Here is a 17,095-nt window from a genome sequence, read left to right as displayed (position 1 = left end):
ATCTCATTCAGCCGCCTCGCCAATCATGTCCACGACGGCATGGATCAGCGCCTCGTCCTGAAAACTACTCTTAGTCAGATAATAGTCCGCACCTGCGTCGAGCCCGCGCGCGCGATCTTCTTCCCGATCCTTGTATGAAACGATCATAATGGGTGTGTTCTTGAGATCAGCGTCCTTTCTGATCAAACTCACCAGCTCGATGCCATCCATGCGAGGCATGTCGATGTCGGTGACGACGAGATCGAAAGGACCAGACCGGACGGCATTCCACCCGTCCATGCCGTCTACCGCCACTTCGACCTCATAACCGTAATTGCCGAGCATCTTGCGCTGGAGTTCGCGAACCGTCAGTGAATCGTCAATCACGAGCACGCGCTTGCGCCTGCTCGCTTCGGGACCGCCCGCGGCGCGCCGAAGAGCTCGAAATCCGCTGGACGATGCAAGCTTTTCCACCGATCGGATCAGATCGTCGACGTCGAAGATCAGAACAGGCGAACCGTCTTCCATCAGGGCCGCTGCGCTGATGTCCTTGATCTTGGCAAACCGTGGATCGAGAGGTCTGATCACTAACTCGCGTTCCCCGAGAAAACGGTCAACGATCAGGCCGTACGCATCGCCCCGACCCGCATCCACGACGACGACCGATAGTTCGTTCGGTTCCGATCCGGGCTCACCTCGATCGAGCACCTCGCGAGCGGTGACCAGCCCGATCTGTCGATCGTTCAATCGAAAATGCGGCCGGCCCTGCAGGACGTTGATCTCCGTCCGCTGCAGTTTCAAAGTCTTGGAAATGGCAGCGAGTGGAAAAGCATAGGGCTCTCCATCGACATCGACGAGCAGCGTGCGCAGGACCGACAGTGTCAGCGGCAATTGCAGTTGAAATCGGGTTCCGTGGCCAAATTCTGAGGAGACGCTTGCGACTCCCCGGACTTCCTTCGTCATGGCTTGCACTGCATCGAGCCCCACACCGCGACCTGAGACGTCGGTAAGGCCCGCTTTCATGGAAAAGCCTGGCAGAAACAGAAACGCGAGCAATTCGCTTTCGCTGAGTGTTTCAGCACTTTCCCTGGTTGCAAGTTGCCGGGCGACGACGGTCCCGCGCAGCTTCGAGAGCTCTATCCCCCTGCCGTCGTCCACCACGGCTATCTGCAGCAGCCCGGCATTGTGCCTCGCTTCGAGCCTGATGAGCCCCTCTTCGGGTTTGCCCATCGCGAGGCGCTCCTCAGGCGGTTCAAGCCCATGGTCTACAGCGTTGCGCAGAAGGTGCCCCAAAGGGGCATCGAGCTGCTCGAGGATATCGCGGTCGATGCCGGTCGAGCCGCCTACGATCTCCAGTCGCACCCGCTTGCCAAGGGTACGACCGAGGTCGCGGATCATTCTCGCATAGTGTCGCACGCCGTCCTCAAAAGGCCGCATCCGGCTCGCCAACGTTTCGTCGTACAATCTGTTGGCAAGATCGGTCGCTTTCCGATCCACTGAATCCAACTCATCGAAACGCTCCGCCAGGAACGCTTGGCTCAACCGAAGCTTTCGCTGCGCTTCAGCCAGCGCCTCCACCACCGCCGCATCGTTTGAAACCGGCGGCAGCACTGCATGAAGATTGTCGAACGCACTTGCGAGGTCCGATTGAAGTCGCTTCAGCCGTAGCAGCCCGTCAGCGAATGGCCTGAGCCGCCGAGCTTCCATCAGCGACTCGCCAGCCAGCCCGAGCAATCGGTTCAGGCTGTCTGCCGTCACCCGAACCATTCTATCAGAGCCGATGCTGCCGTGGGCTTGCGGTACCGCCCCAACGAGGAGGTTCGCTGAAGAGGTCGTCGCCAGTTGCTCCTGGGCATGATCTGGAGTTGCGAAATCAGCTGCAGAATCTTGGGGCCCGGGCTTTGCCTGGGGGAGGGACAACCCCTCGAACTTCGCGAGAAAGGTTTCGACTTCTGAGTTGGCGCCCTCGCTCGATGATCCCGATGCGATCAATTTCAAAAGGTCAGAACCTTGCAGAAGCGCATCTATATGCTCCCGTCGCACCCTCAGATGCCCGCGTTGCGCTGCGACCAGGCAGTCTTCCATCGCATTTGCAACTTTGACTGCGGGCATCAGGTCGATGATGCGGGCAGCTCCTTTCAGAGAATGCGCGGCACGCATGCATGCTTCCAGGGCGTCGGCGGCGATAGGATCGCGTTCGAGTGCCAGAAGTCCAGAGGTTAGAGCCCGTGACTGCGTCTCCAGTTCGGCCTGGAAGAGGCTGAGCATCGAAACCTGGCTGAAGTCTTCATCTGTCATGCGATGCTCCGATCCAGCATCGTGAGCAGTTGTCGTGGATCGAGACAGCCAACGGCTCGTCCTTGCCATGGCAGCACGGCAACCGTAGCGGCCGACAGTGCCTTGCCAATCATGGCCGGAACAGCGAGAGTGTCGCGTTCCTGGTACCGATGTAAGCCGTGGATCTCATCAACCATAAAAGCAACCCGCTTGTCGCGCTCGCCTACCACGACAAGGCGGCGAAATACCTTGGTTCGTGTGCCTTGTTCCCCTTCCTTGCGCTCGTCTATCCCGAGCAATTCGGCCAGGGACAGGCAAATGAGCAATTCACCACGGACATTCGCAATGCCGAGCAGTGCACTGTTCCTGCGATGTGGAAGTGAATGAACGCGACGAGATTCAGCCACTTCATGAAAAATACCGACTGGAAGTGCCAGCCATTCCTCCCCCAAACGGAAGAGAACGGCCGTCTGCAGCGCGTCGTTGTCTGCCGAATCGATCCCTGCACGACCAGCGTTGTCAGGCCATTCGTCGCGAGATGCCGAGGGAGCTGCACGGTCGAGGAGGCGTCGTGCGATCTTCTTGTAGGTCGGGCAATTCCGGCAGTGGAGATGCTGCTCTAGTAGCGGACATGACTTGTCACCCCGTACGCCTATTTGCCGCCAGCAGTCGTTGACTTCGATCTCCTCCACCGGCTGAGCGATCCTTGTCGAAGCCGCCATCAACTGCCGCTCCTTTTCTGAACCCGACCCAGCCGGCCTGCCAGCGTCTCGGCGCCGTTATGGTCGCCTTGCTTGCTAAGCAGCAAGGCCAGATGGACAAGAGCTTCTCGATGATTTGGCGCGAGATAGAGCGCCTTGCGATAACTTTGCGCGGCTTCGGGTGCAGAACCATCCGCATCCTGGACGAGGCCCAGCAGGTAGAAGATTTCTGCGGAAGGACCGAACTCCCTGAGATGCGCCAGGGCGACCTCCTGTGCCTCCTTTACGCGTCCTGCATTGGCGATCCGTTCAACCGCGATGAGGCTTTCCGAGGCGTGTGCAAGCGGCTTGGCCGGAGCCTGCCCGCGGCCTTCATTGCCAATTGTCGGTCGGAACGGACGAAGAGGCTCGCTCTTGTTGACCTTAGGGCTTAGCGTCCGCACCGGGACGGCGGCCGAAACTTTCGGCGCCGTGGTCTTGACGGGCTCCGATTTCAGAAAGGCGAAGGCCAATGGCCATTCAGCGGAAATAAAGCCATGCACCCTTGGAAGAGCTGCTTCCGCCGGACCGACCAGAAGAAGTCCGTCTTTGGCCAGCAGGTCCTTCAGGCAGATCAATGCGCGATCCTGCAGCTCTCGATTGAAATAGATCAGCAAATTGCGGCAAAGCAGGATGTCATAGACCTCTTGCCCGAAAGGCGCGTGAGAACCGAACAGGTTTCCTACCATGAACCGAACCTGTTTCAGCACCCCAGCAACAGGCCGCAACCCGCCCTCGGTCGCTTCGAAATAGCGATCCTTGAATTCGAGATGGCTGCCGCGAAACGAATTGCGGCCATAGATGGCGCGTTCAGCCGTCGCGATATTGCGGCTGCTGACGTCCACGCCATCGATCTTGAACTCATGCGCCTCAAAGCCGGCATCGAACATGGCCATGGCGACCGAGTAAGCCTCTTCGCCGGTTGAACATGGCAGGCTCAGGATTCTTATCGGCTGAGCAGGCTTGTGCGCGCGCGCATGCCGCGCCAGCATCGTGAACGCTTCTCGGTCGCGAAAGAACCAGGTCTCTGGGATCACCACCGCATTGATCAGCTCCTGCAGCTCCTGCGAGGAACCGGCCAAGTGTTGCCTATAGGCCTGAGGGTTGGTTATCCGGCATGCTTCCATCCGTTCTCTGACCGCCTGACGAACCACTGTCGGACCAACGCTGGCACTGTCCAGTCCAATGGTTTCCGTCAGGAGCTTTTCTATTGCTCCGGTCATTGATCACCTATTGCCGCCTGGCGGAGCAAAGCGGTACGAATCTCTTCCGAAAGCAGCGCTTCCACTTTGACCCACTGAATGATCTCCAAACCATCGGAAGCCACCGGCCCAAGATAGGGCGGGGTTCCTGGTTCCAGTCCGAACGGCGCGAAATCGGCCGGGTCTCGCTCGATCGTATCCGTCACCCGTTCCGCGATCAGCCCCAGCAGGCGTCGCTCGCCATCATCCGCCGGATAGCGCGTCACAACGATCCGGGTGCTCAACAGGCGCTCCGATGGTCGGCCAAGCGCAAGAAGGGTGACATCGATCAGGGGGATGGGTATTCCGTTATAGCTGACCAAACCCACCACACCAGTTGGCGCACCCGGAAGAACTTTCACGTCGATATAGGGCAGCACCTCTTCAATTTTGTGGACATCGATCAAGTAGCGATCCGGACCCATGCTGAAGGCGAGGAATAGCATTGTCACGTCCTACTGCCGGCTCGCTATGCTCGTAGCTTGAACCTCGATATGCTACTTCGCATGCCGCCTGAGACTTGATTGAGCTCGTCGATCGCGAGCGTCGATTGCTGAAGGGACTCGACTGTTTGCTGGGCTGCCTCGCTTAGCTGGGTTAGCGTGTCGCTGATCTGCCCCGCGCCGGTCGCCTGTGCTTGCATGCCTTCATTGGCGACTTCGAAACGTGGCACCAGCCCCTGAACCTGCTGAATGATCTCGAAGAGTTGCCCGCCGACCTGCTGGATGTCCTGCATACCCCGACGGACCTGCTCGGAAAACTTGTCCATGCCCATCACCCCGGCCGCGACTGCCGACTGGATGTCCTTGACCATTTGCTCGATATCGTAGGTGGAGACAGCTGTCTGGTCCGCGAGCCTTCGGATTTCCGTCGCCACCACTGCAAAACCCCGGCCATATTGGCCTGCCTTCTCCGCCTCGATGGAAGCGTTGAGCGACAACAGGTTCGTCTGATCGGCCACTTTGGTGATGGTCGTCACCACCTGATTGATGCTGCCGGCTTTCTCGCTCAGGATCGCCAGTTTGGAATTGATCGCGCCAGCCGCTTCCATGACCTGCTGCATGGTTTCTTCCATACGGGTCAGCCCCGCTTGCCCCCCGCCAGCCACGGCAGCGGTTTGTTCGGCAACTGTGGAGACCTCGTTCATCGTGCGGACCAGTTCGTTTGATGTGGCGGAGATTTCCTTGGCTGTCGCTCGGATTTCTGTTGTGGTCGCTGCGATTTCAGTCGCAGTTGCCTGCTGTTGCTTGGAGGTGGCGGCGATCTCAGTTATCGACGTGCCGACCTGTATGCTGGACCTTTGAACCTGACCAATGAGGGTTGTGAGATCGTCCGCCATTGCGTTGAAGCCGTCGGCAAGCACGCTGAATTCGTCTCGGCGCCTCAGATCGAGCCGTTCGCTGAAGTCGCCTTGCCGCATCAATTGAACCGCGTCGACCAAACGGGTGAGCGGACCTGTAATGGCGCGAAACAGCTGGTAACCCAAAAGAAGGGCTAGCCCGAGGGCTATCAACAAGCCAACGCTCAAACCGACTTCGGCCGTTCTGACGATCGAGCTGATCCGCTGCGTCGCGCTGTTTGCCTCGCCTCTGTGATCCTCAACCATGGCCTGCAGAGCGGACTGCAATTTTACAAAGATCGGCTCTACTTCGTTCTTGATAGCTGGGCTTTCATTGGGAGTTTCACCTTTCGACAAGGCAGCCCGGCTTGTTTCCAGCACAGCAGTTTCAGCCAGACGGAATTCGTTGGCGAGTTGTTTGACGGCTGCATAATTCTGCTTGTCGATATCGGAGACGATCGTTGCCTCATAGTCGTCCATCGACCGCTGCACCTGGTTGCGATTGGTCGTGATCGCGTTTTCAACCGTGCTTCTGTCTGACGGGTTGTCCTGAAGGGCATATTCCTGAAGCAGACTATGGGCCGCCATCTGGCCCGTCATGATCTCGGTACTGTGATAAAGGTCCGGAAGGATGCCCTTCTCGACCTCAGTCGCCTCCTCCCCCGCCTGAAGAAACCAGGCGTACGCGATGAGGGCTATCACGGACATGACCACCAGAACGGCTGCGAAACTGACGAGGATGCGGTGGCGTATTGTCAGACTCTTCATGGAACCGGTTCACCAATGGGGGGCGTCGTGGGCTGCGCGACAAGCGCTCGTTCCGACATATTCGAAAAGGTGTGTCGAAAAGCGGTAGTCTGATGCTGAATGGTTTCTTTTCCGTTCCATCGCTAATGATAGCGAGGCGCTCGCCAATCGGCGCCGCCAGAAGCGGTGGTCAAAGGACGACTGCCGTCCACGCACATCAGCCCGAGATCGGCTGGATGGCACGCCGCGTCAGGAGGAGCGTGGATGAGCTGCTTGAGGCCACGAATTGAATGACTGCTTAGGCCAGGTCGAGGTAAGAAAGCCGACGTCCTGCTTGCTGCCCCTAAGCTGCCAGGCGGGAACGCGCCTCATATCAGCCGTCCAGCATGATCGTCGCTACTGAAAGCGGAATCGCCGAAACCAGATGTCGCAAACTGGCCAACGCGTAGATTGGCGTCGAGTGCGGGTTCGGCATTTGCAGGTGACGATAACTAAATGGCAAGCGCCCCCGCCTGAGGCCCTCAGGACTAAAAGATCTTGAGAAAACCAGTTTCAAATGCGCATCCTCAAGCGGCGGCCGCCCACCGCACGAGGATGGGCACAACGTGACGAGCGCTCTGGAGCCTAGAGAGAACTGACCCGACACCACCTTCCTTTGCGGCATTGCGGCGGCGCAAAAAGATTACGAGATGGAGCAGGCGTATTGCCAAATGGGTCCACCAGCGAGAGTTCGCGTTTTCCGCCTCGGCTGTGAACCCCACTTCCATTCGCTGGTCTTGCTCAGGTCGAGGTCTACTTTGCCATCGAGGGCTCATGTTGCGGCTCATAAGCAGGCGGTTGGGTAGGTCTCGGCCAGCACACGGCCCGGTGGCACTCACTGCGGTCCACACCGCAGTTGAAACTGACCACCCGACCCAGGGTTCGAAGACGGTCCCCGATCGGAACACCGAGCAGAGTGTGCTCGCGCTCCTCAAGTCACCGATATCCTTGGTGAAGACGTTGAAGGCGTGTGCAAAGGACGCCTCGACATCGGCGGAGTGATTAAACGGCTCGGCTACCGGATGCTTAGACATCGTTGACAAGGGTGCTATGGGATCATAACGTACCTGACTGGTATAACAGGTATGCCACATGATCGGAGTTCTGATCAAGCAGCGGAAGCTTTCGGACGAGGTGGCAGCGCACCTCGAACGGATGATCCGAGAGGGAGAGTTGGCCGAAGCCGACCGTCTCCCATCTGAACGGGAACTCATGCGGCAGTTCGGGGTAGGGCGGCCTTCCATCCGTGAGGCGCTGCTGCATCTTAGCAAAATGGGCCTTGTCGAGGTAAAATCGGGGGAGCGTGCCCGCGTCACTCGACCCACTCCTCAATTCGTGATTGACGCCCTTTCAGGGCCGGCTCGGCACATGATTTCGGCGCCGGGAGGCGTTCACGACTTCCAGAGCGCGCGCTTGTTTTTCGAGGTCGGTCTTGCCCGCAACGCCGCTGTGCATGCTACCCCGGAAGACATTGACAGCCTCAAGGAGGCGCTCGAACTCAACCGGCAGTCGATCGGCGATCTGGCGCGCTTCGAGCGCACGGACGTAGACTTCCATTATGTGCTGGCGGTAATCACCCGCAATCGGATCTTTACAGCTATTCACGCGGCCTTGGCTGAATGGTTGCTCGAACAGCGTCGCACCACATTGGCCAAGGGTGAAGACCGCAAGGCTTACCAGGCTCATCGCGAAATCTTCGAGGCCGTCGCCGCGCGCGATCCAGACGCGTCAGAGACGGCCATGCGCAGCCATCTCGAATATGTGGCCAAGCGGTATCTGCAACTTGCGAGGCCCAAGTGATGACCGGATTTGTCGTCTGGGTCGATTTCCGCCTGAGGCCTGGTGCCCGGGACAGATTCCGAGAACTTGTCGACGCCAATGCGACCGCCTCGATGCGCACCGAGGCCGGCTGTCGCCGCTTTGACGTGACGGAGGCGCGCGGCGAACTGGATCGGGTCCTGCTCTATGAGATTTACGATAGCGAGGCCGCATTCGAGGACCACTGCCGCACCGCTCATTTCGACGAATTCAATACGCAGAGCGCGCCGCTCGTCGTGACCAAGTTAGTGACGACCTGCGACCTCGTTCTTGAAGCCACGCATTGAAGCGAACATAGGCGGATTGGCCCATTGGGGCGAACGGGAGGAAGTGCATGTCGGAGCCAAGTCTCAGGGCGTTAGCTTCTCACAGGCGGGTCAAGCTCGGTACGCTCGTCGCCGAGTTCGCCACGCCGGGAATCGGTCACATCCTGAAGTCCGCTGGCTGCGATTTCGTCTTTTTCGACATGGAGCATTCGGGATTTAGCTTGGAAACGCTGAAGAGTGCGATCCGTTATTTCGAGGCGGCCGATCTGCCGGTCATGGTGCGTGTGCCGTCGCAGGACTACCATTTCCTCGCCCGCGCCATGGACATGGGCGCCGAAGGCCTGATCGCGCCGATGGTGAGCAGCGTCGAACAGGCGCAGCACATCATCAACTCCATGAAATACCACCCTGCCGGCGCCCGCGGCGTGGCGCTGCAGATCGCTCATGACCGTTACCGTCCGGGCTCGGTCGCTGACAAATTCGAGGCCGCCAACAAGCGCTCGACGTTCATCTGCCTGATCGAGACCGCCGACGGCGTCAAGAACATTGACGGCATCGCGGGACTGGACGGGGTCGATTGTCTGTGGGTCGGACATTTCGATCTGTCCGTCTCGCTCGGCATTCCTGGCGACTTCGCCCACCCCACTTTCACTGCTGCAATGGCCAAAATCGTTGCCGCCGCCAAGAAGCACAACAAATCGCTTGGACGCTTGGTGCCCAACGTCGCCCAGGGACACGAGTTCTACGCACAGGGCTTCGATTTCATTTGTTATTCAGGCGACGTTTGGGTCCTGCACGACGCGATCGCCGACGCGGTTTCCAAGATCCGGGCCGGGTGCCAATAGGAACGGAGGAGACGATGGACAGCGTGAAATTCAGGGTGGCGCTTTCCGGTGATTTCCGCAGGCCGGACGGCTCGCCGACCTACCCAGATTTCGATCTGGAGCCGCTGCGCAATGCGACAGCTGTCGAGATGGTGTTCCTGGAGTCAAACAGTCCGCTTCGCGCCGACCAACTTGAGGATTTCGATGCGCTGATCCTCCTCGCCCATCGTTTCGATGCCACGAGTGTCCCGAGGAGCGGCCGCCTGGCCGTCGTAGCCCGCTTCGGGGTCGGCTACGACACTGTCGACGTTGAGGCATGCACCGCAGCCGGTATTGCCTTGGTCATCACGCCCGATGGCGTGCGACGGCCCGTCGCCGTATCCGTCGTCACCTTCATGCTGGCGCTGACCGGCAAGCTGCTGACAAAGGACGCGCTCACCCGCAAAGGGTCTGTTGGTTTTGAGAAGCGCTCCGAACATATGGGGGTCGGCCTCGTCGGGCGTACGCTTGGGTCGCTGGGCATCGGCAACATCGGTGCCGAGGTCTTCCGCTTGGCGAAGCCCTTTGACATGCAATTCATTGCCCATGACCCGTTTGCCGACAAGGGGGTCGCTGCCGACCTGGGCGTCGAGCTGGTAGGGCTGGAGGATCTGTTTCGCCGCGCCGACGTGCTGTCGGTGAGTTGCCCCCTGTCGTCCCAGACCCACCACATCGTCAATGCCGAGCGGATCGCCCTGATGAAGCCGACAGCTTACCTGATCAACACCGCGCGCGGCCCGATCGTCGACCAGAAAGCTCTGACGCAAGCACTGCAGGAGCGCCGCATCGCCGGCGCCGGTCTCGACGTGCTGGAACAAGAGCCTCCCGACGCAGACGATGCGATCCTCAAACTCGACAATGTCATCCTGGCGCCGCACGCGCTTTGCTGGACCGACCAGTGCTTTGCCGGCAACGGTGCCGCGGACGTCAAAGCGGTAATGGAGGTGCAGCGCGGTCGCGAGCCGCGCGGCGTGGTCAATCGCGAGGTGCTTTCGAGCGAGCTGTGGAAGACCAGGCTGTCTGGGCTCGCCGCCCGCTTTGGAACCTAGGAGGACACTGATTTTCGGCGCGCCGCCGCGGCCTGTTTGCGGCGACCTTACGGGAGGAAATGCTTGACCGCTGCGCCGGCGGACGAGTGAAGCAAAAGGAAAATGGGAGGACCAAGCACTATGAACGATCGTGAAAAACGTGACTTTCAGGCAGGTCTCGAAGCAGAGGTCGACGCCTTCATGCGCGGCGAAACCACCCGCCGAACTTTCATCACCCGCTTCGGTCAGATGACCGGCATGTTGGCCGTGTCCGGCCCGCTGCTGGGGATGATGACCGATTGGGCGCTGGCGCAGCAAACATTGGAATTGGCGGACGGCACGTCGCCGCTCGGCCAGGCGCAGGCCGCAGCCCTGAAAGCATCGAAGGAAGGGCCTGCGGACGGTTCCGCCTTTCGCGCGGCGGAGGCGGCCAAGGCGCATTCGGGCGTCACCCTCAACATGACCTACGAGGCTGGCCTGCAGGCACTCGACCCGCGCAATTTCAGCGGGCCGATGTGGGAGCAGCTTACCGGGATGAAGTCGAATGTCGTCGAGCTGTCGAACCCGGACCAGTACTCCAAGGCGGTCGCCGAGCACATCGCCGGCTCGGGTGCCTATGACGTCCTCGACATCTCGCCGGCCTGGACGCCGTCGCTTGCCGATGGCGGCGTTATCGCCCCGCTAGACGACTACATCGCCAAATACATGAACCCGGCAGACCTCGAGGACTATCATCCCCTGTACAAGGCGCTGCCGACCTACAAGGGCAAGATCTGGGGGTTCTTCGACGACGGCGACATGTTCGCTCTCTACTACCGCAAGGACATTTTCGAGGATCCGAAAATGATGGAGGCTTACCAGGCGAAGTTCAACACCAAGCTTGGACCGCCCAAGACATGGGAAGAATATGCCCAGATCGCCCAGTTCATCACCGACCAGATGGCGCCAAAGGTCTATGGCGCGGGACATTTCCGCAAGGCGGGCAGCCCCGGCAATCAGTTCGACTTTCTGCAGCAGTACCGGGCCAACGGCGGAAAACTCTTCGGCGACGACATGAAGGCAGGTTTGGTTTCGGATGCCGGCGTCAAGACGCTGACAAACATGCTCGCCGCAAACAAGGCCTCGATCCCCGGCAACAACGAGCTCGACGCCGTCTCCTTGTGGGCGGCTTTCCTGACCGGCAAAGTCGCGATGATCTATTCCTGGCCTCCTAGCGGCCGTATGGCGGCGAACTATTCGCAGTCGGCCACGGCAATCAACTTCATTCCGCAGTCCCAAATCGCCGGCAAGGTCGGCTATGCCGTGGTTCCGGGAAATCCGGAACATGCCACCGGCTACAACAAGGCACTGTCGGCCGACTCGCCCAACCCTGAGGCGGCGTATCTGTTCATGCAGTGGGTATGCTCGCCACCCGTCTCGCTGGCACGTTGCATGCTGCCCTACGCGCTACGCGACCCGTACCGCATCTCGCACTTCAAGTCCGAGCTCTACGGCGCGCTCTTCCCGAGTGCCAAGGAGTACCTTGCCAACCTCAACAACTCGGCAAACGTCGGTCTGCTCGACCCGATCATGCCAGGCGCGCAGGACTACTTCTTGAGCATCGATCGCATGTGCACGGCGGTGTGGGCTGGTGCGGATCCGAAGGCGTCGCTTGAAACGGCGGCCGCCGAGTGGAACGAGACGACCGACCGACTGGGTGTGGATTCGCAGAAGGGCTTCTACACCGAGTTCTTGAAACTGCCTGGCGCCACCGCCGACAACACGGTGGAAAAACTTGGCATGGCGGTCACCCTCTGAAGGGAGGCGGACTCTCTGGAGCAATTGGTGTTGCGGGCGCTTGGCTCGCAACACCTCCCCGCTAAGCGGCGATAGGATACGCCTATGCAGCCCACCGCCACGATCCGTCATTTGAAGGCCGCCGGCGCACCGCCCCGGCTGTCTGCCTTTGCCCAATGGGCAGACCGTCATTTCAAGTGGCTGCTGGTCGGCCCCGCTGTGCTGCTGATATTGGCACTGTCGATCTATCCGCTTCTGTTCTCGCTGGTGGTATCCTTCATCAACTACGACTTCCAGGTGCCGGGCCACGCCTTTGTCGGATTGAAGAACTTCGAGCGGGTCGTGTTCGATCCCGTAGCACGTTGGTCCCTGTTGCTGACAGCATCGCTGTCGGGCATCAGCGTCGCTATAGAATTCGTTCTCGGCCTCCTGGTGGCGCTGACAATGGTGCGCAGCTTTCCGGGCCGCGGTGTGATCATGTCGATCCTGATCGTGCCGCTGTTCATCAGCCCGGTCATCGTTGGCCAAGCCTGGACGCTGCTCCTACAGCGGCCTTTTGGACCGACCAACTATGTCCTGACGCAACTATTGGGGCAGGAGGTTACGATCGGCTGGATGACGGAGCGCCCGTGGCTCTACGTCTCGCTGATCATCGCCGATGTCTGGCAGTGGACGCCGTTCATGTTCGTCATCCTGCTCGCCGGGCTGACCGCAATCCCACCCAATCTCTATGAGGCGGCAGAACTCGACGGCGTCAACGCCTGGCAGGTTTTTTGGGCGATCACGCTCCCGCATCTCGGGTCGATGATGCTGCTGGCGCTGACCTTCCGTCTGCTCGACGCAATCCGTATGTTCGATACCATTTTCATCATGACAGGGGGTGGCCCAGGAACACAAACCTACACGGCCTCCTATTATCTTTATACCATAGGCTTCACGCAGTTTCATCTGTCGCAGGCAACAGCAGGAAGTTGGCTGTTCCTGATCTTTACGGCGCTCATCGTGACGTTGCTGGTGCGTCGGCTCTTGAAGGTGGAACCGGTCTGATGGCCGCCGTCGCGCCCGCCCGCCGCAGGAAACGCCGGTCGTTGCCGATCGGCCGAATTCTGCTGCTGGGGTTCTTCCTGGTGTTCGTGCTGTGGCCGCTCTACTGGATGTTCAACACCTCCATCAAGCCCAGCGACGACTACCTCACCGTACCGCCTGTCTGGTTCCCCGCCGCTCCGACGCTTGTCCACTACAAAGCTGCGCTGTTCGCCTATCGTGGTCTCGACGGGCTCATCAACAGCCTGATTATTTCGCTTTCGGCCACGGTGCTTTCGGCGCTGCTCGGCACGCTGATGGCCTATAGCCTGGCGCGCTACGACACCGGCGGCAAGCATCTGTCTTTCTGGGTGCTGTCGCAGCGCTTTTTGCCGCCGATCGGCATCGTGCTGCCGGTGTTCCTGATCTATCGCCAGGTCGGGCTCTACGACACTCATGTCGGCCTGATCATCGCCTATACGGTCTTCACGCTGCCGGTCTCGGTGTGGATGATGTTCGCCTATTTCCGCGGCATGCCGAAGTCGATGGAGGAGGCGGCCCTCGTCGATGGCTGCACGAGATGGGAGGCGTTCTGGCGCGTTGCCGTGCCGCTCGCAGCACCGGGCATCGTCGCGGCGGCTGTCTTCGCCTTCATTGCATGCTGGACGGAGTTCTTCTTCGCTCTGATCTTGACCAGCCGAACTGCCTTTACACTGCCAACGGTCTTCCGCGCCTTCATCGGCTTCCAGGGCGCGCAATATGGCGAAGCCGCGGCCCTTGCCATCGTCTCCCTTGTGCCATCGATCGCCCTTGGGGTCCTTGCTCAACGTCATCTGGTGCGCGGGCTGACGCTCGGCGCCGTTCGCGGTTAGGAAAGCTCCCGCATGGCCGAAGTCAAAATTACCGGCTTGCACAAGCGCTACGGCGCGTTCCATGCCGTGCGCGGCATCGACCTGGACATTCGCGACGGCCAGTTCACCGTTCTGGTTGGACCGTCCGGCTGCGGCAAGTCCACGCTGCTCCGGACCATCGCCGGCCTGGAGGAGATATCGGAAGGCACGATCGAGATCGGCGGCGAGGTGGTCAATGATTTCCGGCCGCGCGATCGCGACGTGGCAATGGTGTTTCAAGATTATGCGCTCTATCCGCATATGAGCGTGGCCAAGAACATTGGCTTCGGCCTCAAGGCTCGCAAGATGCCGAAGCCAGAGGTCGAGGTGCGCGTGGCCGAGGCGGCACGCATGCTTGGCATCACTCCCTTGCTGGGGCGTTTTCCGCGCCAATTATCCGGCGGCCAGCGCCAGCGCGTCGCCATCGGCCGCGCCATAGTCCGCAACCCGCGCATCTTTTTGTTCGACGAGCCGCTGTCCAACCTCGACGCACAGCTTCGCGACGAAATGCGCGGCGAAATCAAACGCCTTCACCAGGACATTGCGACAACGATGATCTACGTCACCCATGACCAGATCGAAGCGATGACGTTGGCTGACCGCATCGTGCTGATGCGCGACGGGTTGATAGAGCAGCAGGGCGCGCCACTCGAGTTGTTCGAGCACCCGGCCTCAACGTTCGTCGCTGGGTTCCTGGGTTCGCCGCGGATGAGCTTCCTGCCAGGTACCCTTGCCTTGGACGCAGGCGCCGCTGCCATCCGGCTAGCGGATGCACTGCTGCCTTTAGCGCGCGGCAGGGGGCTGAAGGGCGTCGCGGACGGACAGCAGGTGCTGCTCGGGTTGAGGCCAGAACACCTCACTCGTGCGCACACTGCAACGCCGGAGCAGGGCACGTTTCGCTATGAGGCAACGATCGACCTGCTGCAGCCGACCGGCTCGCGCAGTTACGCGACATTCCGACTGGCCGGCGCGCCGGTGATGGCTGAGCTGCAGGCGCACGATGTCAGCCGTCCGGGCGAGAAGCTTGCGATCGACATCAACATGAACCGGGCCTCGATCTTCGACGCCACGACGGAGCGCGCAATTTGACCTCGGCAGCTTCCCTGGCAGTCCGCTTGTGTGGCACCGAACAGCTCGAGGCACCGCTGCGCACGCTGCGCGCGGGATCCTTGTCGGTCGCGTTCGACAATGGGGCGTTGCGTTACATCCACGTTGGGACGATCGAGGTCTTGCGCGGAATCTCGTTTCTTGTACGGGACGAAAACTGGGGAACATGTACCACCGTTCTCGATGATCTGCGGATCGACGAGAGGCCGGATGCGTTCGCCATTGAATACCGTGCAACATGTGCCGCAACATCCGGCCGCCTGATTTACCGGGCGCGCGTCTCAGGCAGTGGCGATGGTGCGCTGTCGTTTGTGGCGGAGGCAGAGCCCGAGACTGACCTTTTGACGAATCGGACCGGCTTCGTGGTCCTTCATCCGATCGAGGGCTTAGCCGGCAAGCCGATAAAGGTGCTGCATGAGGATGGTCACGACGAGCTATCGTTCTTTCCGGACCACATCGATCCAAAATGTCCGTTCACCGACATCCGGGCGTTGTCGCACGAGATCGCGCCTGGGATCTGGGCGACATGCACCATGGAGGGTGATGCCTTTGAGATGGAGGACCAACGCAATTGGTCTGACGCCTCGTATAAAACATATGTCCGCCCTCTGCGTCGCCTGTGGCCTTACAGACTGCCCAAGGGCCAGAAATTCACGCAGGCCGTCCGGCTTCACGTGTCAGGAACGCTCCCTGCCGGGACGTCTGAAAATCGCAATCCACTCATCAACCTGACGATCGGCGGACCGGTCGGCCGAGTGCCCCGCACTGGCGTCGGCGTCGCCGCCGACGAGGCAAAGCACGCGCTCGAAACCCCCGAGCTCCTACGACGAATGGCTCCGCAGTGGATGGTCTGCCAGGTCGATCTCCGGATCGCACACGGCCAGGACGAACTAGAAAGCTACGCCGCCCTCGCACGGCTGACCGGCGCTGGCGTGGTCCTCGAGATTGTCACCAAGGGCACGCGCGATCCATTCGGCGAATTGGCGCCGGTCGCGGATGCTGTCCACTCACTCGGCCTCAAACTAGAAGCTGTCTCCGTATTTCCGGCGCAGGACATGACATCCGTACAGCCGGGAGCACCGTGGCCGACTATGCCCAGCTTCCACGAAAGCTACTCCGCCGCTCGCCGGGCTTTCCCGGGCATCGCGCTGGGCGGCGGCATGGCCGCTTACTTCACCGAACTCAACCGCAAGCGTCCGCCAGCCGAAGCGCTCGACTACGTGACCTTCACCACCTGTCCAAGCGTGCACGCCGCAGATGATGTCTCGGTGATGGAGACACTTCAGGCAATCCCCCATCTAATCCGCTCCGCGCATGCTTTCATGGGGGAACGCTTGCCACTGCGTATCGGTCCCATCCAGCTCGGCTGCCGTGAGAACCCATACGGAAAATCCACTGCGCCGAATGAAGCGAACGCTCGCGTCTGTCTATCGCGCATTGATCCTCGTCAGCGCGGGCTGTTTAATGCGGCTTGGACTGTCGGATATTTCGCGGCCTGCGCTCGCGAAGGAATCGATGCCGTCGCGTTCGGTGACTTCGCCGGCCCCTTTGGCCAAATCCATAGGAAGGCTGATTTCGTGCAGCCATGGTATGACCAGCAGGATGGCCCAACGGTCTATCCCGCTTTCCATGTCTTGGCTGGTCTCTCAAAGCTCGGCGGAGCCACCTTGCTGTCCGTAGGAACTTCCGGCTGTGACGGCGTCGTGACGATCGCGGCTGAAAAAGATCGCCGCGTGACCCTGTGGGTCGCTAACCTTACCGCCAAGACGCAATCTGTGAGGCTTTCGGATTCGCCGAGCAGCGCCCGCATAGCTCTTCTCGGCGCCGAGCAGTTCGAGCGGGCGGCAACCGATCCCGACTTCATGGAAAGTTCCGCAAGACCGCTGGATGATCAAAGCATCTCGCTTGGCGCCTACGCCGTCGCGCGAGTCGACCTCGATCGATCGTCTCAGGCCTAGCCGA

Annotated in this window: 14 protein-coding genes; 9 read left to right on the top strand and 5 right to left on the bottom strand. The window is 60.3% G+C overall.

Translation table 11 applies throughout. The features are described from left to right. Nucleotides 1-3: 3 nt before the first annotated feature. The 5 genes from NKH38_RS23405 to NKH38_RS23385 are packed head-to-tail and all read right to left on the bottom strand — an operon-like array spanning nucleotide 4 to nucleotide 6,344. Nucleotides 4-2,277: a hybrid sensor histidine kinase/response regulator gene (locus NKH38_RS23405; RefSeq protein WP_352762270.1), complete on the bottom strand. Its 2,274-nt coding sequence runs from the start codon at nucleotides 2,275-2,277 to the stop codon at nucleotides 4-6. Continuing rightward, entirely contained in the window at nucleotides 2,274-2,978 is a 705-nt protein-coding gene (locus NKH38_RS23400; protein ID WP_352762271.1) for a chemotaxis protein CheW, read from the bottom strand. Before NKH38_RS23400 ends, NKH38_RS23405 begins: the two co-directional genes overlap by 4 nt. Next, nucleotides 2,978-4,219 (bottom strand): CheR family methyltransferase, encoded by a 1,242-nt coding sequence (locus NKH38_RS23395; RefSeq protein WP_352762272.1) that lies wholly within the window; start codon nucleotides 4,217-4,219, stop codon nucleotides 2,978-2,980. The genes NKH38_RS23400 and NKH38_RS23395 overlap by 1 nt, the downstream gene beginning before the upstream one ends. After that, nucleotides 4,216-4,683: a chemotaxis protein CheW gene (locus NKH38_RS23390; protein ID WP_023700505.1), complete on the bottom strand. Its 468-nt coding sequence runs from the start codon at nucleotides 4,681-4,683 to the stop codon at nucleotides 4,216-4,218. Before NKH38_RS23390 ends, NKH38_RS23395 begins: the two co-directional genes overlap by 4 nt. Before the next feature lie 23 nt (nucleotides 4,684-4,706). Then, nucleotides 4,707-6,344, bottom strand: coding sequence for a methyl-accepting chemotaxis protein (locus NKH38_RS23385; protein WP_023700504.1), 1,638 nt, complete (start codon nucleotides 6,342-6,344; stop codon nucleotides 4,707-4,709). Nucleotides 6,345-7,454: 1,110 nt separating this feature from the next. Between NKH38_RS23385 and nanR the strand changes: the two genes are divergently transcribed. From nanR to NKH38_RS23340, 9 genes are all read left to right on the top strand, one after another. Continuing rightward, nucleotides 7,455-8,162: a transcriptional regulator NanR gene (gene nanR, locus NKH38_RS23380; RefSeq protein ID WP_023682279.1), complete on the top strand. Its 708-nt coding sequence runs from the start codon at nucleotides 7,455-7,457 to the stop codon at nucleotides 8,160-8,162. Then, a complete protein-coding gene (locus tag NKH38_RS23375; RefSeq protein WP_023669450.1) occupies nucleotides 8,162-8,467 on the top strand; it encodes a putative quinol monooxygenase in 306 nt (101 codons plus the stop codon). The genes nanR and NKH38_RS23375 overlap by 1 nt, the downstream gene beginning before the upstream one ends. 47 nt (nucleotides 8,468-8,514) lie before the next feature. Next, the gene (locus tag NKH38_RS23370; protein WP_023726880.1) at nucleotides 8,515-9,291 is read left to right on the top strand and encodes an HpcH/HpaI aldolase family protein; all 777 of its coding nucleotides are present in this window, start codon (nucleotides 8,515-8,517) and stop codon (nucleotides 9,289-9,291) included. Between the two features lie 14 nt (nucleotides 9,292-9,305). Further along, nucleotides 9,306-10,358: an NAD(P)-dependent oxidoreductase gene (locus NKH38_RS23365; RefSeq protein WP_023689444.1), complete on the top strand. Its 1,053-nt coding sequence runs from the start codon at nucleotides 9,306-9,308 to the stop codon at nucleotides 10,356-10,358. A gap of 120 nt (nucleotides 10,359-10,478) precedes the next feature. Then, the gene (locus tag NKH38_RS23360) at nucleotides 10,479-12,134 is read left to right on the top strand and encodes an extracellular solute-binding protein (RefSeq protein ID WP_023689443.1); all 1,656 of its coding nucleotides are present in this window, start codon (nucleotides 10,479-10,481) and stop codon (nucleotides 12,132-12,134) included. A gap of 84 nt (nucleotides 12,135-12,218) precedes the next feature. Next, entirely contained in the window at nucleotides 12,219-13,160 is a 942-nt protein-coding gene (locus NKH38_RS23355) for a carbohydrate ABC transporter permease (protein ID WP_023700503.1), read from the top strand. Then, nucleotides 13,160-14,008 carry a carbohydrate ABC transporter permease gene (locus tag NKH38_RS23350; RefSeq protein ID WP_023827582.1) on the top strand — a complete coding sequence of 283 codons (849 nt, stop codon included), beginning with the start codon at nucleotides 13,160-13,162 and terminating at the stop codon, nucleotides 14,006-14,008. Before NKH38_RS23355 ends, NKH38_RS23350 begins: the two co-directional genes overlap by 1 nt. 12 nt (nucleotides 14,009-14,020) lie before the next feature. Further along, the gene (locus tag NKH38_RS23345) at nucleotides 14,021-15,115 is read left to right on the top strand and encodes an ABC transporter ATP-binding protein (protein WP_023669457.1); all 1,095 of its coding nucleotides are present in this window, start codon (nucleotides 14,021-14,023) and stop codon (nucleotides 15,113-15,115) included. Continuing rightward, nucleotides 15,112-17,091: a D-apionate lactonase family protein gene (locus NKH38_RS23340; RefSeq protein WP_352762277.1), complete on the top strand. Its 1,980-nt coding sequence runs from the start codon at nucleotides 15,112-15,114 to the stop codon at nucleotides 17,089-17,091. Before NKH38_RS23345 ends, NKH38_RS23340 begins: the two co-directional genes overlap by 4 nt. Nucleotides 17,092-17,095: the final 4 nt, after the last annotated feature.

Origin of the sequence: Mesorhizobium sp. M1078 (assembly GCF_040318615.1) — a bacterium.
Lineage (GTDB): Bacteria > Pseudomonadota > Alphaproteobacteria > Rhizobiales > Rhizobiaceae > Mesorhizobium.
Note: the sequence above shows the minus strand (reverse complement) of the source record. Positions and strands in the feature narration are given on the sequence as shown.

What these genes read in the sequence shown, in the direction of transcription:
- NKH38_RS23405 (WP_352762270.1), bottom strand. Translation starts at nt 2,277, where the DNA reads ATGACAGATGAAGACTTCAGCCAGGTTTCGATGCTCAGCCTCTTCCAG.
- NKH38_RS23400 (WP_352762271.1), bottom strand. Translation starts at nt 2,978, where the DNA reads ATGGCGGCTTCGACAAGGATCGCTCAGCCGGTGGAGGAGATCGAAGTC.
- NKH38_RS23395 (WP_352762272.1), bottom strand. Translation starts at nt 4,219, where the DNA reads ATGACCGGAGCAATAGAAAAGCTCCTGACGGAAACCATTGGACTGGAC.
- NKH38_RS23390 (WP_023700505.1), bottom strand. Translation starts at nt 4,683, where the DNA reads ATGCTATTCCTCGCCTTCAGCATGGGTCCGGATCGCTACTTGATCGAT.
- NKH38_RS23385 (WP_023700504.1), bottom strand. Translation starts at nt 6,344, where the DNA reads ATGAAGAGTCTGACAATACGCCACCGCATCCTCGTCAGTTTCGCAGCC.
- nanR (WP_023682279.1), top strand. Translation starts at nt 7,455, where the DNA reads ATGATCGGAGTTCTGATCAAGCAGCGGAAGCTTTCGGACGAGGTGGCA.
- NKH38_RS23375 (WP_023669450.1), top strand. Translation starts at nt 8,162, where the DNA reads ATGACCGGATTTGTCGTCTGGGTCGATTTCCGCCTGAGGCCTGGTGCC.
- NKH38_RS23370 (WP_023726880.1), top strand. Translation starts at nt 8,515, where the DNA reads ATGTCGGAGCCAAGTCTCAGGGCGTTAGCTTCTCACAGGCGGGTCAAG.
- NKH38_RS23365 (WP_023689444.1), top strand. Translation starts at nt 9,306, where the DNA reads ATGGACAGCGTGAAATTCAGGGTGGCGCTTTCCGGTGATTTCCGCAGG.
- NKH38_RS23360 (WP_023689443.1), top strand. Translation starts at nt 10,479, where the DNA reads ATGAACGATCGTGAAAAACGTGACTTTCAGGCAGGTCTCGAAGCAGAG.
- NKH38_RS23355 (WP_023700503.1), top strand. Translation starts at nt 12,219, where the DNA reads ATGCAGCCCACCGCCACGATCCGTCATTTGAAGGCCGCCGGCGCACCG.
- NKH38_RS23350 (WP_023827582.1), top strand. Translation starts at nt 13,160, where the DNA reads ATGGCCGCCGTCGCGCCCGCCCGCCGCAGGAAACGCCGGTCGTTGCCG.
- NKH38_RS23345 (WP_023669457.1), top strand. Translation starts at nt 14,021, where the DNA reads ATGGCCGAAGTCAAAATTACCGGCTTGCACAAGCGCTACGGCGCGTTC.